General features: G+C 54.4%; 11 protein-coding genes. 8 read left to right on the top strand and 3 right to left on the bottom strand.

Translation table 11 applies throughout. The features are described 5' to 3' along the window. Positions 1-54 precede the first annotated feature (54 nt). From ACQE3Y_RS18480 to fsa, 3 genes are all read right to left on the bottom strand, one after another. On the bottom strand, positions 55-816 hold the full coding sequence (locus tag ACQE3Y_RS18480; protein ID WP_426974691.1) for a DNA-binding transcriptional regulator YciT: 762 nt from the start codon (positions 814-816) through the stop codon (positions 55-57). Between the two features lie 142 nt (positions 817-958). Next, positions 959-2,221 carry a DUF1479 domain-containing protein gene (locus tag ACQE3Y_RS18475; RefSeq protein ID WP_426982264.1) on the bottom strand — a complete coding sequence of 421 codons (1,263 nt, stop codon included), beginning with the start codon at positions 2,219-2,221 and terminating at the stop codon, positions 959-961. A 211-nt stretch (positions 2,222-2,432) separates the two neighbouring features. Next, positions 2,433-3,095, bottom strand: a complete 663-nt coding sequence (gene fsa, locus ACQE3Y_RS18470; protein WP_426982229.1) for a fructose-6-phosphate aldolase — start codon at positions 3,093-3,095, stop codon at positions 2,433-2,435. Positions 3,096-3,230: 135 nt separating this feature from the next. On the opposite strand from fsa, the gene ACQE3Y_RS18465 reads away from it, so the two are divergent. From ACQE3Y_RS18465 to ACQE3Y_RS18430, 8 genes are all read left to right on the top strand, one after another. Next, positions 3,231-4,130: a glycyl-radical enzyme activating protein gene (locus ACQE3Y_RS18465; protein WP_426982228.1), complete on the top strand. Its 900-nt coding sequence runs from the start codon at positions 3,231-3,233 to the stop codon at positions 4,128-4,130. A 4-nt stretch (positions 4,131-4,134) separates the two neighbouring features. Continuing rightward, the gene (locus tag ACQE3Y_RS18460) at positions 4,135-6,570 is read left to right on the top strand and encodes a formate C-acetyltransferase/glycerol dehydratase family glycyl radical enzyme (RefSeq protein WP_426982227.1); all 2,436 of its coding nucleotides are present in this window, start codon (positions 4,135-4,137) and stop codon (positions 6,568-6,570) included. A 355-nt stretch (positions 6,571-6,925) separates the two neighbouring features. Next, a complete protein-coding gene (locus tag ACQE3Y_RS18455) occupies positions 6,926-7,672 on the top strand; it encodes a metal ABC transporter ATP-binding protein (RefSeq protein WP_426982226.1) in 747 nt (248 codons plus the stop codon). After that, positions 7,669-8,532, top strand: a complete 864-nt coding sequence (locus ACQE3Y_RS18450) for a metal ABC transporter permease (protein ID WP_426974687.1) — start codon at positions 7,669-7,671, stop codon at positions 8,530-8,532. The genes ACQE3Y_RS18455 and ACQE3Y_RS18450 overlap by 4 nt, the downstream gene beginning before the upstream one ends. A gap of 7 nt (positions 8,533-8,539) precedes the next feature. Continuing rightward, positions 8,540-9,421, top strand: a complete 882-nt coding sequence (locus ACQE3Y_RS18445; RefSeq protein WP_426974686.1) for a metal ABC transporter substrate-binding protein — start codon at positions 8,540-8,542, stop codon at positions 9,419-9,421. 310 nt (positions 9,422-9,731) lie between these two features. Then, positions 9,732-11,690, top strand: coding sequence for a glucose PTS transporter subunit IIA (locus tag ACQE3Y_RS18440; RefSeq protein ID WP_426982225.1), 1,959 nt, complete (start codon positions 9,732-9,734; stop codon positions 11,688-11,690). 136 nt (positions 11,691-11,826) lie between these two features. Beyond that, entirely contained in the window at positions 11,827-12,816 is a 990-nt protein-coding gene (locus ACQE3Y_RS18435; protein ID WP_426982224.1) for a LacI family DNA-binding transcriptional regulator, read from the top strand. Between the two features lie 154 nt (positions 12,817-12,970). Beyond that, positions 12,971-14,560 carry a methyl-accepting chemotaxis protein gene (locus tag ACQE3Y_RS18430; RefSeq protein WP_426982223.1) on the top strand — a complete coding sequence of 530 codons (1,590 nt, stop codon included), beginning with the start codon at positions 12,971-12,973 and terminating at the stop codon, positions 14,558-14,560. Positions 14,561-14,568 lie beyond the last annotated feature (8 nt).

Here is a 14,568-nt window from a genome sequence, read left to right as displayed (position 1 = left end):
TAAAGAGAGCGTTATTCAGTTATAAGGCGGGTATTATATGGGGTAAAACAATCCTCATACCGCCTCGGTTTGCTCTTTTACCAAATGCACATGGATAGATTGCCGCTCCAGCATCTGCTGATATTCAGACGATAAACCCGGATCGCTTATAACATGGCGGAAGGGTTTTTCCGGGGCGAGAGGATAGGGATGGATCAGGCCAAATTTAGAGGCGTCGGTTAAGGCGAAGGTTTCAATATCTTTTGCCATGACGGCATTCACAATATCGCTACGTAGCATATTTTTGCCGGTAAAACCGGTATCGGGATGCCAGCCATCAATACCGATAAAGGCTTTCTGAAAATGGACCTGATGAATACAGCTACGCGTTAACGGGCCGACAACCGATTCGCTGCTTTTCTGATAAAGGCCGCCCAGCACAATCACTTCACAGCGCGAATCTTTTAATAAACCGGCAATGTAATGGCTGACCGTGACAATGGTGATGCTGTCGTCGTTAGCAAGATAGCGGGCAAGCAGGGCATTAGTGCTGCCCCCTTCAATAAATACTGATTCACCGGCGTTAACCTGAGAGGCGGCATATTGCGCCAGGCTTTGTTTCAGTGGAAAGCGCGACTGCATCCTGGCCGCAATACTATCGCTTTCCATCGACACGGCAGAGCCATGAACGCGTTTCAGATAGCTGTTTTTTTCCAGCGTATTTAAATCCTGACGAACGGTAACCTCTGAAACTTTGGTAATACGGGACAGTTCGCTGACGCTGACGCTTCCTCGCTCATTAACCAGCTGAATAATCTGTAATTGCCTTGCGTTCATCTAACGTCTCGCCATCTGTTGCGGGGAAGGAAGTATATCAAAAGCGCAGAGGGATCACATTTGAGCTGGATCCCCTGCGCGTTAAGCGTGTTATCAATTTTCAGGTCGTTGGTGCATCAAAAGCCAGCAGTACAGCGTGACGCTATTCCATGCCCAGGGCGCGACGGCCATTGGCATTAAGATCGCTTAGCTGAAAGCGGTTTTGCCATGTCTGCTCATAATCTTCACGCGGAAAATCTGCCGGCGACGCGCCTTTTTCCAGCGCGGCGCGTACGCTGTGCGCATAAGCAAGGTTTTTCGCGCACGCCGGCGCGGCCGGAATATACATTACGTTGCCCCAGCCCTGCTGGTTTTCAACCGGCGCCACGGAATGAATCACGTCGCAGTGCCACCATACTGAATCTCCTGCCTGCAGCGTCGGGATGCTGCACAGCCCGGCGATCAGATGAGGATGCCACTTCTCCGATACCGGCAGCACTCTGCCTGGCGCAACGCCGCACAGTTCATCTTCAGGCACATCATCCAGTAAAGGGCGCAGTAATACATAGGCCATCGCTTCCGGCACCGGTACCACATGCAGCAGGCCCTGTCCGGCAATCATATCCGACAGCGCCGTCCAGCCCTGGAAAGTACGAAACGCTGAGCATTTGGTGGTGTTATCCACGTCATATTCATTAACCTCCGGGCGATAAGCCGCATCCCACGGATCATATTCCGCAAAGCGGTTAGTGAATATTTTGCTAAATACTTTCTGATAGGCGGGCAGCAGCCAGCGTTCCAGCGCGCCGGAATCGGTATGCGCGCCAAGCCCTTTCGAGGTAGTACCCGGCAGACGGCGGCGAATACGGTCGGGATAAATGATGTTTACTTCCGGGTTGAACCCGTCGCCGTCAGCATGCTGAAAGGTCCACAGACAGTTAAGGAATGTTTGCGTGGTGGCCATTTGCTGACTCTGGCGCGCTTCCATTTGCGCTTTTGACCAGTAGATAGGGTAAATTTCCGGGCGCGAAGCTTCCAGCGAACCAAAGAAATTATCGCCTGGCCCGCGATAAACCTCATCAAACTGGTTCTCATCCAGATAGCCAAGCATCGATTGATCCATTGCCAGCGCATGATCCCGGCTGAAGGTTTGTCGCACTACCAGGCAGCCACGGCGCTTGATATGTGCAATCTGCTGTTCGCTAATATTGCCCGCCGCCAGATCGGTATAGTTAACTTCCGGCCAGGCGCTGCCGTTAGCTTGTTCTTCAGCGCGCGCTGCGGCAAGCTCAGCCTCTATTTTATCGCACACCTGGCGAAAGAGTCCTTCAACATCACCGATCTGTTCACGCAGAATGCGTTTCATTGCCACGATATTCTGTTTGTAATCTTCAGGTAGGGTTACTGAAGTAAAGGATGTATTCATCATCGTCTCCGCTGCTCAGGGTCAGGTGTATGGCTGAATGAAGGTTTTTTACTTTCATTCGAAAGTAAAGAAAATGTAGCAGAGTTGATAACACAAATATGTGAAGCTAAGCGTTGTTTAGCATTTTTTTGGCTTTCATTCGAAGATATGCGGCTATCGACACCAACGGAAGGGAGACCGCCGCACGAATAATCTTTTATTATTTAATTATTTAGAAACCAGGCGCGCCAAATGCGGCTAACCAGTCCTGCTCAAATTTTTCTACGGCGGCGCTTACCGCTGGCATGGCGATCATCTGCTCTGCAACATCCAGCGGCAGCGTAATAGATTCACAGCCCGTCAGCAGACAATCCAGCGCCTGGCGCGGCGTTTTAAAGCTGGCCGCCAGCACTTTTGTTTCTGGCGCATGCAGTGTGAGTAACTGCTGTAACTCTTTTACCGTCTGGATGCCATTGCCGCCCTGCGCATCAATCCTGTTCACATAGGGTGCGATATATTCCGCACCGGCCAGCGCCGCCAGCAAACCCTGCGCCGCGCCGTAAACCGCCGTGCCCAGCGTTGGAATGCCTTGCTGTTTCAGCAGCTTAATCGCTGCCAGTCCCTGGGCCGTTACCGGAACCTTAACCACCAGATCAGGGATAATGGCGCGCAGTTTTCTGGCTTCCTCCACCATCTGTTCAGCGTCTCTTGCCATCACCTGCGCAAACAGCCGACCTTTTCCGCCCAGCACTTGCTGGAGTTCAGGCAGCACCACTTCAAGCGGCCTTTTACCGCTGGCGATAATGCTGGGATTAGTGGTCACGCCAGCCAGCGGGAAGATCTCCGCCAGGCGTCTCACGGCCACGACATCAGAGGTATCGAGATAGAGTTCCATAAAGGGTTCCTTAATAAATCGTGATGCTTAGCAAGTTTCGCTGAGTATATCCTCAGCGCGCGCTTTTTTATTGACTGAAGTCAACATGACTTTCTTTCGAAAGTTATTAAATCTTCAATCGTAAAAGGGGGCTTTATGATTTTTAATATCCAGCGCTATTCCACCCATGATGGTCCAGGTATTCGCACCGTGGTGTTTTTAAAAGGCTGTTCGCTGGGCTGTCGCTGGTGTCAGAATCCCGAGAGCCGTTCCCGCCAGAAAGATCTGCTATATGATGCCCGGCTCTGTCTGGCAGAGTGCGATCTGTGTCAGCAGGCCGCGCCAGCGGTGATTCAGAAGACCTTAAATGGCCTGATTATCCTGCGTGAAAAAATCGAACCTGACCATATCGCCGCGCTGGAAAATTGCTGTCCTACGCTGGCGCTGACCGTATGCGGCGAAGAGAAAGATGCCGCAGAGATTATGGCCGTGGTCAGGCGCGATCGGGCCTTTTACCAACGCAGTCAGGGCGGCGTCACGCTCTCTGGCGGCGAACCCTTTATGAATCCGCAACTGGCGGCCACATTGTTCCGTCAGTGTCAGCAGGAGGGGATCCACACTGCGGTAGAAACCTGCCTGCATGTGCCCTGGCGCTATGTCGAACCCTCGCTGCCGCATATCGATCTCTTCCTGGCCGATCTCAAGCATGTTGATGAACGCACCTTTAAGCAGTGGACCGACGGCTCGGCGAAACGCGTGCTGGACAACCTGCGCCGTCTGGCGGCGGCAGGGAAAAATATCACTATCCGGGTACCGCTGATCCCGGAATTTAACGCCAACCCGGGCGCGGTTACCGACATTGTTAACTTCGCTGCCGATGAGCTTGGCGTTAAAGAGATTCATTTTCTGCCTTACCACACTCTGGGCATGAACAAATATGCCCTGCTTCATCAGCCCTATCTGGCGCCGGATAAACCGCTGGATTGCCCGGCGCTATTAACTTTTGCTGAGACATACGCAAAACAAAAAGGCCTGACAGCGACATTAAGAGGATAAGAACATGACTACCCTGAAACTCGATACCCTGAGCGAACGTATCAAGGCCCATAAACAAGCCTTAATCCATATTGTTAAGCCGCCCGTCTGCACTGAGCGTGCGCAGCACTACACCAAAATTTATCAGGAAAATATGGATAAGCCGGTACCGGTGCGTCGGGCGCTGGCCCTGGCGCATCATCTGGCGCACCGTACCATCTGGATTAAGCATGATGAAATGATCGTGGGGAATCAGGCGAGTGAAGTCCGCGCCGCGCCGATCTTCCCGGAATATACCGTAAGCTGGATCGAAAAAGAGATCGACGATCTTGCCGATCGTCCCGGCGCGGGTTTCTCCGTCTCTGAAGAGAACAAGCGCGTGCTGCATGAGGTGTGTCCGTGGTGGCGCGGGCAGACAGTGCAGGATCGCTGCTACGGCATGTTTACCCATGAACAGCAGGCGCTGCTTGCCACCGGCATTATCAAAGCAGAAGGAAACATGACCTCCGGCGATGCGCATCTGGCGGTAAACTTCCCGCTGCTGCTGGAGAAAGGGCTGGATGGTCTGCGCGACAAGGTGGCGGAACGCCGTGGCCGCCTTGATCTTACCGTGCTGGAAGATCTGCATGGTGAACAGTTCCTGAAAGCGATCGCTATTGTGCTGGAAAGCGTTAGCGACCATATCAAACGCTTCGCTGAGCTGGCGAACCAGATGGCAGCGCAGGAAAAGCGCGGTGCGCGTAAAGCGGAGCTGCTGCGTATTGCCGAAAACTGTGAAGTGATCGCCCACCAGCCGCCGCAGAATTTCTGGCAGGCGTTACAGCTTTGCTATTTTATTCAGCTGATCCTGCAAATTGAATCCAATGGCCACTCGGTATCGTTTGGCCGGATGGATCAATATCTCTATCCATTCTACCGGCGCGATGTCGAACTGGAGCAAACGCTGGGTCGCGAACAGGCAATTGAGCTGCTGCACAGCTGCTGGCTTAAACTGCTGGAGGTCAATAAAATTCGCTCCGGCTCGCATTCAAAAGCTTCGGCGGGCAGCCCGCTCTATCAGAATGTCACCATCGGCGGTCAGAACCTGATTGATGGCCAGGGCGTGGATGCGGTTAATCCGCTCTCTTATGCGATTCTGGAATCCTGCGGTCGCCTGCGCTCTACCCAGCCCAACCTGAGCGTGCGTTATCACGCAGGGATCAGCGATGATTTCCTCGATGCCTGCGTGCAGGTGATCCGCTGCGGCTTTGGCATGCCCGCTTTTAACAACGATGAAATCGTTATTCCGGAATTTATCAAGTTAGGTATCTCGGCGGAAGATGCTTATCAGTATGCTGCTATCGGCTGTATTGAAACCGCAGTGGGCGGTAAGTGGGGCTATCGCTGCACTGGCATGAGCTTTATTAACTTCGCACGCGTAATGCTGGCGGCGCTGGAGGGTGGACGCGACGCCACCAGCGGGAAAGTCTTTCAGCCGCAGGAGCAAGCCTTGTCAAAAGGCAATTTCAACAGCTTTGATGAGGTGCTGACGTGCTGGGACAACCAGATCCGTTACTACACCCGCAAATCGATCGAGATCGAATATGTGGTGGATACCGTGCTGGAAGAGAACGCTCACGATATTCTCTGCTCGGCGCTGGTGGATGACTGCATCGAACGCGCCAAAAGCATCAAGCAGGGCGGGGCAAAATATGACTGGGTATCGGGCCTGCAGGTGGGGATCGCTAACCTCGGCAACAGCCTGACGGCGGTGAAAAAACTGGTGTTTGAACAGGGCATGATCGGTCAGCAGCAGCTGGCGGAGGCGCTGGCCAGCGACTTTGACGGCTTAACGCATGAGCAGCTGCGTCAGCGCCTGATTAACGGCGCGCCAAAATATGGCAACGATGATGACAGTGTCGATGCGCTGCTGGTACGCGCCTATCAGACCTATATCGACGAACTTAAAAATTATCATAACCCGCGCTATGGTCGTGGCCCGGTGGGCGGCAACTATTATGCCGGCACCTCGTCTATTTCAGCGAATGTGCCGTTTGGCGCGCAGACCATGGCCACGCCCGACGGCCGTAAGGCGAAAACGCCGCTGGCGGAGGGTGCAAGCCCGGCTTCCGGCACCGATCATCTGGGGCCAACCGCCGTTATCGGCTCGGTCGGCAAGCTGCCAACCGGCTCTATTCTGGGCGGCGTGCTGCTTAACCAGAAACTGAATCCGGCGACGCTGGAAAACAATAACGATCGCCAGAAGCTGATGGCGCTGCTGCGCACCTTCTTTGAAGATCATAAAGGCTGGCATATTCAGTACAACATCGTGTCCCGAGAAACGCTGATCGAAGCGAAAAAGCATCCCGATCAATATCGTGATTTAGTGGTCAGGGTTGCAGGCTATTCGGCTTTCTTTACCGCGCTCTCTCCGGATGCGCAGGATGATATTATCGCCCGAACCGAACATACCTTGTCTTAATATCCTAAGGCGCAGCGAGCGATGGCTGCGCCGATTTCTCTGTTTATTGGTTTCCCTGCCCTCATCTGTTTTTGATCATCAACCGTAACAAATGGTGCGTTCCGCCCCTGTTTGTTATTCAATAATGTTATGTTATAACATTTAAATCAACGGCCGGAACGCGCGTTTCCTGTGCTGACATGGTTCTACACAGGTGGTCATGCCGCAGGCAGTGCGCGCGTCTTCTCATGTAACTAACTGATATTGAGTAACGTATGTTTGAAGCTTTCTCTTTCCGCAGGCGAATGGGTTTTACCTTACTGGCCCAATCCGCGCTTATCCGGGCGCTCTGGATCAGCCTGTTGCTGGCTGTACTGTGGGCTGCCATTCAATGGGCGGACGCCATCGCATGATTACGCTGGAGAAACTGGTTACAGGCTATCGTGGAGAGGCGCTAAGCCAGCCGATTAGCGGACAGTTCCGGCGCGGTAGCCTGACGGCCATTATGGGCGTTAACGGCGCGGGTAAGTCCACGCTGCTTAAAACCATTGCCGGTTTGCTCACGCCGGTCAGCGGGGCGGTGCGTTTTGAGCCAGAGGGCAGGCAGATCGCCTGGCTGCCGCAGCAAAGTGAGATCGACCATCACTTTCCGCTGCGGGTGATTGAGGTGGTGGCAATGGGAAGCTGGCCAGCAAACGGCATGCTCAGGGGCATCGGCTGCAGCTTGCATGAGCGGATTGAGACGGCGCTGGAGCAGGTTGGTCTGCTGGATCTGGCGGGACGGGCAATTAGCCAGCTTTCCGGCGGCCAGTTTCAGCGCATGTTGTTTGCACGCATGCTGGTGCAGGATGCGTCAGTGATCTTGCTGGATGAGCCTTTTACCGGCATCGACAGTCAAACCAGCACTTTTCTGCTGCGGGTTATCGAGAGGCTGCATGCGGAAGGCAAAACCATCCTGACCGTTTTACATAACCAGCACATGGTGGAGCATCATTTTCCGCAACTGCTCTATCTGCATGACGGGCATTACCACTGGGGAAAAACCGCTGACATTATGCCGGAAAACGCCGGGCGGCCGCTCTCGCTGGTGCGCAGCGCGGTGGGGCAGGGACTACGTTTATGACGCAACATATCCTTGAGGCCTTTACCGCTTTTGGCTTTATGCGCCGCTCGCTGGTGGCCTGCCTGGCCTTATCGTTAAGCGTAACGCCGCTGGGTGTCTTTTTGCTGCTGCGGCGCATGAGCCTGATTGGCGATGCGCTTTCGCATGCGGTTTTACCTGGCGTGGCGGTTGGCTACCTGCTTTCCGGCATGTCGCTGTTGGCGATGGGAGCGGGGGGATTTATTGCCGGTTTGCTGGTGGCGCTGCTGGCGGGCTGGGTAAGTTCTGTGACCACGCTACGTGAAGATTCCAGCTTCGCCGGGTTCTATCTGGGATCGCTGGCGCTGGGGGTGGTGCTGGTTTCACTACGCGGTAGCGGCGTCGATCTGTTACATCTGCTGTTTGGCTCGCTGCTGGCGGTGGATCGAACGGCGCTGATCTTTATCGGCATTATCGCCACGCTAACACTGTTAACGCTGGCGTTGGGCTACCGCGCGATCGTCGCTGAAGCCTTTGATATGACATTTTTGCAAGTGCGCAGTCAGCATACTCCACGGCTGATCCATGCGCTGTTTCTGGCGCTGGTGGTGATGAATCTGGTTGCCGGGTTCCAGATCCTCGGCACGCTAATGACGGTGGGGCTGATGATGCTGCCCGCCATCGCCGCGCGCTGCTGGTCAAATCGCTTACCAATTATTTTGCTGCTGGCGGTGCTCATCGGCATGGCCAGTTCCTTTATCGGGCTTACCTGGTCCTGGTATCAGTCGATACCGGCTGGGCCAGCTATTGTCTTAACCGCCAGTCTGGGTTTCCTGATTTCGGTGCTGTTTGGCGTGGAAAAAGGTCTGTTTCGATTAACTTATAACCGGGTAAAAGGGTGAGGAAAACATGAAGTCTGTGTTGTGGAAATATTCTGTGCTGTCGTTGTTTATGGTCAGTCCGGCGCTGCTGGCAAAAACGGTCACCGCCGTCGCCAGTTTTTCGGTGCTGGCTGATATTGTGCAGCAGGTTGGCGGCGAACATGTGACGGTAACTTCGCTGGTGGGACGCAACGGCGATCCCCATGCGTTTCAGCCATCGCCCAGAGATAGCCTGGCGCTGAATAAGGCTGATGTGGTGTTTGTCAGCGGGCTGGGGCTGGAAGGCTGGATGGATCGGCTGGTCACTGCTTCCGGCTACAGGAGTAAAGTGATCACCGCTTCTGAGGGTATTCATACTCGTAGCATGGAGGAGGAGGGGCAAAAGGTAACCGATCCTCACGCCTGGAACAGCGCTAAAAACGGCGCGGTCTATGCGCGCAACGTGATGGAGGCGTTGATTGCCGCCGATCCGCAGGATAAAGCCTACTTTGAGCAGCGCGGCAATGCCTATATTCAAAAGCTGGAGAAGCTGGATGCCTGGGCCAAAGAGACCTTTGCCGCCGTACCCGCAAGCAAGCGTAAGGTATTAACCAGCCACGACGCGTTTGGTTATTTCGCCGCTGAATATGGCGTGCATTTCCTGTCACCGGTAGGCTTTTCCACCGAAGCGGAAGCCAGCGCCAGCGAAGTTGGCCGCCTGATCCAGCAGATTAAACAGGAAAAGATTAAAACCTATTTCATTGAGAATCAGACCGATCCGCGTCTGGTGAAACAGATTGCGGCGGCCAGCGGCGCGCAGCCGGGCGGCGAGCTTTATCCGGAGGCGCTCAGTGATGAAAAAGGACCGGCACCCACCTATGAAGCCGCATTTAAACATAACGTCGAGACCATTTACGCCAGTATGAAATAACGGTTATCGGCTATTTCCCAGGGAAGGCCGCTCGGCTTTCCCTTAACCAGCTTCCAACTGTGGCACGCCAGCAGTAAAAGGCTAATCCCGCCCGCCGCTCTGCTTCTTATCCCTTGTTTTCAACGTGCGCCTGTAACGCCGTAGCCGCCTTGCTTTGCTGTTTATGATCTAAAACGCAGCGATCGGATTGTTTTGTCTCTCAGCAGGAAAACTGCGATGCGATGCACAGTTCCTTTTGAAACCGGTTGCAGAAAATAGTCTCAATGCCAGGATGAAACCGGTTTCAACTATTGAGCAGCAGGGAATGACCATGGGAAAAATAAGAGATTATTTTAAATTAGCCTCTGAGATTCTGAATGAGACGGGAGGGGAAACGAACCTGATCGGCTTTACCCGCTGCGCAACGCGCCTGCGGCTGGTGTTAAAAGAGGTGCCTGCCGGCGCGGTTGAAAAGGTTAAACAGCTGCCCGGCGTGATCACCGTAGTGCTTAGCGGCGGCCAGTTTCAGGTGGTTATTGGCACGCACGTCGCGGATGTTTATGATGCGCTTGCCGCCATCGTTGATCCCGATAAGCTGCAAAACAGCAGCGAGAAAAGGCGCTTTTTTGATACGGTGATCGCAACCATGTCTGCGGTATTTGCGCCGATTATCTATGTGCTGGCGGCAGCCGGTATTTTGCAGGGAATTTTGATCACCGTTAACTGGTTTCTGCCCTCGTTTCAGCAAACCGGCGCCTTTAGCGTGCTTAACTTTATCTCCTGGACGCCCTTTGCTTTCCTGCCGGTCTTTATTGCCGTTACCGCCTCTAAATTCTTTAAGTGCAATATGTTTATTGCGCTGTTCTGCTGCTGTGCGCTGATCAATCCCGACTGGGCGGTAATAGCCGCGCAGATCGCTAAAGGCGATGCGGTAACCTTTTTCTCTTTGCCGCTGGCTGAAACGGTCTATACCTCATCCGTTTTGCCGCCGCTGTTCCTGGTGCTGGGTCTTGCTTATCTGGAACGTTTTGTTGAGCGCGCATTGCCGCAGGTCATCGCCCCGCTGTTTACGCCGCTTATCTGTGCGGTGATTATGGTTCCCCTGACGTTGGTGCTGATTGGGCCGGTGACCTCTGGTCTTGCCAATGGCATCGCCTGGGGCTACAACTGGCTGTTTGACACCGCGCCCGCGCTGGCGGCGGCGGTAATTGGCGGCGTATGGCAGGTTATCGTGATCTTTGGCGTCCACTGGGGGATTACGCCCGTGGTCATGGCCAACTTTGACCTGCACGGACGCGATTCATTTCAGGCTTTTCAGACCATGGCCGTGGTCGGGCAGATGGCGGCCGCCTTCGCCTGCGCGCTGAAAGCCAGGCAACGCGGTTTTAAAACCGTGGCTTACTCTGCCGGACTGACCGGCGTGTTCGGCATTACCGAGCCTGCCATTTATGGCGTAACGCTGAAGCTGAAAAAGCCTTTTATTTGCGGCTGTATCGGCGGCGCAGTGGGGGCGATTGTCACCAGCCTGTTCGGCAGCTATTACTACGCCTATGCCGGTCTGCCGGGGCTGTTAACCATTGTGAACGCCATTAGCCCGGAAAATCCGATGTCCTTTATCGGGGAAGTTACGGGCGTGCTGGTGACAATGGCGGTAACCTTTATTCTGGTTTTCCTGGTGGGCTTTAAAGAGCCAGAAGCCAAAGCGGATGAGACGCGCGCCGCGTCGGGCCCAGCGTCCTCTGCCGCTGCCTCCAACACCGCCTCTCAAAATGCTGCCGCCCCACAGGCTGCTGTTTCCGCGACCGCGACCTTAGAGCGCGCCTCTGCAAATGTTACTTCAGCCTTAACGCTGATGAGTCCCGTGGCGGGCAAAGCGCTGCCGCTGAATGAAGTTAGCGATGAAATTTTTTCCGGTGGCCTGCTGGGCGACGGTATCGCCATCGTGCCGGAAGAGGAGACAATCGTCGCGCCCTGCGATGCTGAGGTGGCCAGTACCGTCGACAGCCATCACGCTGTAGGGTTGCTGTGCGCTAACGGCGCGGAATTGCTGATACATGTTGGCCTGGATACGGTGAAGCTCGGCGGGCAGCACTTTTCCACGCTGGTCAGCGTTGGGGATAAGGTCACGGCAGGCACGCCGCTGATCAGGTTTCAACGCCAGGACATTATCGCCGCCGGCTATGACATCACCACGCCTTTCCTGGTTATCAACGGTGAAGATTATCAGTTAACCAAATATATCCATAACGGCCCGATCGTCTCCGGCGCACCGGTAATGGCGCTCAGCTAACGATAAGTTAAAGGGTTCATCAGAACCCTTTTTATCGCCGACAACTTACTACTACCGGATGATCTTTACGCTATACTGGCGCCCGTTTTAGCCGCTCCTGTTAAAGGAGATCGTTCTCTCTATAAGCGAGGCTGTAATGGTGACAATGCTGGACGTTGCGCGCTGTGCCGGGGTATCCAAATCCACGGTATCGCGCGTACTAAATGGTAAAAACGTCGTCAGGGAGGAAGTTAAAGCGCTGGTGTATAAAGCGATTGCCGAGACGGGCTATCGTCCCAATCTGCTGGCGCAGCAGCTGGCCACGCAAAAAAGCAGCATGATTGGCCTGGTAATCACTAACGAAGTGTATAACGGTCCCTTTTTCTCTACGCTGGTTTATAACGCAGCGAAATTTTGCGAGCAGCATGACCACCGGCTTATTTTTGCTGATGGCAAACATTCCGCTGACGAAGAGATCAACGCTATCGATTTTCTGGTGCGAATGAAATGCGCCGGCATCATGGTCTATGCCCGCCATACCACCCAGGCGCAGCTGGAAAAAATCATTAATGAAAGTCCGGTGCCGGTAATGATCCTTAACCAGCGGCTTACCGTGCGTGCCGATCGCAATATTTTTATCGATCACTATCGCGGCGGTGAAATCATGATGGAATATCTGCTGAGTCAGGGACACACTCGTATTGCTTATATTTGCGGCAAAATGCCGTCTCCCAGCAATAAAGCGCGTCAGCGGGCGTGGCAGGATTACGTCAACCCGCACAGCGCCGCGCTAGTTGCTCAGGGCGACTGGAGTATGGAAAGCGGTTATCAGGCAGCGCTGACGCTAATTGATAGCGCAGAGCCTTTTACCGCGATACTGGCCGCCAACGATGACATGGCGCTGGGCGCGATCAAGGCAATTAAAGATCGTGGGCTAAGCGTGCCGCAGGATATTTCCGTCGCCGGGTTTGATAATGCCATAATCGGTCACTATTTTTCTCCGGCGCTGACCACGCTGGATACGCCAATTGAGCAAATGATCCAGTGCGCGGTAGAGCACATTCTTAACCTGTCGCCTGTTACGCCAGAGCAGGGCTTAACCGGAACCCTGGTCATCCGTGATTCTGTCGGCCCCGCGCCCGTATAAACTCTCCGTTAATGCTGCGGGCGCGTCAGCCGATAAACTCTTTTTTGCTCTCCGCGCTTATTCTCTGCATTAGCCATAAAGCCCCGTTGCCTCGCGGTCGATAACCCATGAACGCACCACACTGGAGGCGTTTTTTTATCACCACGGGAAAAATATGAAACTCAATCAGTTCAAAATCGGGCAACGTCTCGGTTTCCTTGCCACATTATTGCTGCTGGCCACGCTGTTTTGCGGGCTGCGCGGTATTAGCGTTAATGCCGAGGGGCTGGAAAAGATCAACGAAATCATGACCAGCGAAATGCGAGTGGCCGAAAGTATCGATACCGCGCGTAACGCCCAGGTGCAGTTCAAACTGCAGGTGCAGGAGTGGAAAAATATTCTGCTGCGCGGCACCCAGGGCGAAGAAACATTCAATAAATATCGTGCGGCGTTTCTAAAGCAGAGCGAGCAAACCCAGGGGTTATTGCAAAAGCTGTTAACGTTGCAGCAGGAGATCGGTATGGACCCGCAAGTAGTGCAGAAGACGCTACAGCTACATGCCAGCCTGCAACAGCAGTATATCGATGCGCTGCAACAATATGATGTTTCAGATGCCAGCAGCGCCCAGCGTGTGGATCATCTGGTTTCCGGCATCGATCGCGAACCAACCAAAATGATCGACGAAGTGGTCACGCGAACCCTGGCGCATGCCCAACTGCTGAATCAGCAGATGTCAGAGCGCAGCCTGACGCAATACCAGCAGACACGTAACCTGCTCTGGCTCACGATGATTGCGGTATTGCTGGCAGGCAGCCTGATCACCTGGTGGCTGGTACGCAGCATTACTCATCCGTTGAAAGCTGCCGTATCGGTCGCGCGTACCGTGGCGTCCGGTGATTTGCAAACCGTTATCACTCCGCAGGGACGGGATGAAACCGCTGAGCTGATGACGGCGCTGCGCGAGATGAATGATAACCTGGCGTCAATTGTCGCTGGGGTACGCAACGGCACCGAAACCATCGCGACCGCTTCTATCCAGATCGCGACCGGCAGCCGTGAACTCTCTTCACGCAACGAATCACAGGCCAGCGCGCTGGAACAGACTGCCGCCTCGATGGAAGAGCTGACATCGGTGGTGAAAAACAACGCCCGCAACGCCGGTCACGCCAGCGCTATCGCCAGCGATACCAGCAAAATGGCCGGGCAGGGTGGCGAGATGGTGGATAAAGTGGTGGAAACGATGGGCGAAATCCACCAGTTTTCACGGCAGATTAACGACATTATTAGCGTTATCGACGGCATCGCTTTCCAGACCAATATTTTGGCGCTCAACGCCGCAGTAGAGGCGGCACGAGCCGGGGTAGAGGGACGCGGTTTTGCGGTGGTCGCCGCCGAAGTGCGCGCGCTGGCGCAGCGTTCAGCCAGCGCCGCGCAGGATATTCGCCGCCTGATCGACCGCTCAGTAAGCTGTGTAGAGGAAGGCAACGAACTGGTGAAAAGCGCGGGCGAGACCATGGCGGAGATTATTACCGGCGTGAAGCGCGTTAGCGAACTGATGGAAAGCGTTTCGGCTGCCAGCGAAGAGCAGAGTACCGGCATCGATCAGGTTAACCTTGCAGTCACGCAGATGGATACTGCGACTCAGCAAAACGCCTCGCTGTCGCAGGAATCCACGGCGGCGGCGCAGTCGCTCCAGCACCAGGCGGAAAAACTGCTGGAAAGCGTTGGGGTCTTTAAACTGCGTTCATCGCAAACAGAAAGCTAATGGGTAAC

The organism is Pantoea sp. FN0305 (assembly GCF_050113845.1).
Classification (GTDB): domain Bacteria; phylum Pseudomonadota; class Gammaproteobacteria; order Enterobacterales; family Enterobacteriaceae; genus Mixta; species Mixta alhagi.
Note: the sequence above shows the minus strand (reverse complement) of the source record. Positions and strands in the feature narration are given on the sequence as shown.

Bases quoted from the DNA above. Each gene is read 5' to 3' on its own strand.
- ACQE3Y_RS18430 (WP_426982223.1), top strand. From the start codon at position 12,971: ATGAAACTCAATCAGTTCAAAATCGGGCAACGTCTCGGTTTCCTTGCC.
- ACQE3Y_RS18460 (WP_426982227.1), top strand. From the start codon at position 4,135: ATGACTACCCTGAAACTCGATACCCTGAGCGAACGTATCAAGGCCCAT.
- ACQE3Y_RS18480 (WP_426974691.1), bottom strand. From the start codon at position 816: ATGAACGCAAGGCAATTACAGATTATTCAGCTGGTTAATGAGCGAGGA.
- ACQE3Y_RS18435 (WP_426982224.1), top strand. From the start codon at position 11,827: ATGGTGACAATGCTGGACGTTGCGCGCTGTGCCGGGGTATCCAAATCC.
- ACQE3Y_RS18445 (WP_426974686.1), top strand. From the start codon at position 8,540: ATGAAGTCTGTGTTGTGGAAATATTCTGTGCTGTCGTTGTTTATGGTC.
- ACQE3Y_RS18465 (WP_426982228.1), top strand. From the start codon at position 3,231: ATGATTTTTAATATCCAGCGCTATTCCACCCATGATGGTCCAGGTATT.
- ACQE3Y_RS18450 (WP_426974687.1), top strand. From the start codon at position 7,669: ATGACGCAACATATCCTTGAGGCCTTTACCGCTTTTGGCTTTATGCGC.
- fsa (WP_426982229.1), bottom strand. From the start codon at position 3,095: ATGGAACTCTATCTCGATACCTCTGATGTCGTGGCCGTGAGACGCCTG.
- ACQE3Y_RS18475 (WP_426982264.1), bottom strand. From the start codon at position 2,221: ATGAATACATCCTTTACTTCAGTAACCCTACCTGAAGATTACAAACAG.
- ACQE3Y_RS18440 (WP_426982225.1), top strand. From the start codon at position 9,732: ATGGGAAAAATAAGAGATTATTTTAAATTAGCCTCTGAGATTCTGAAT.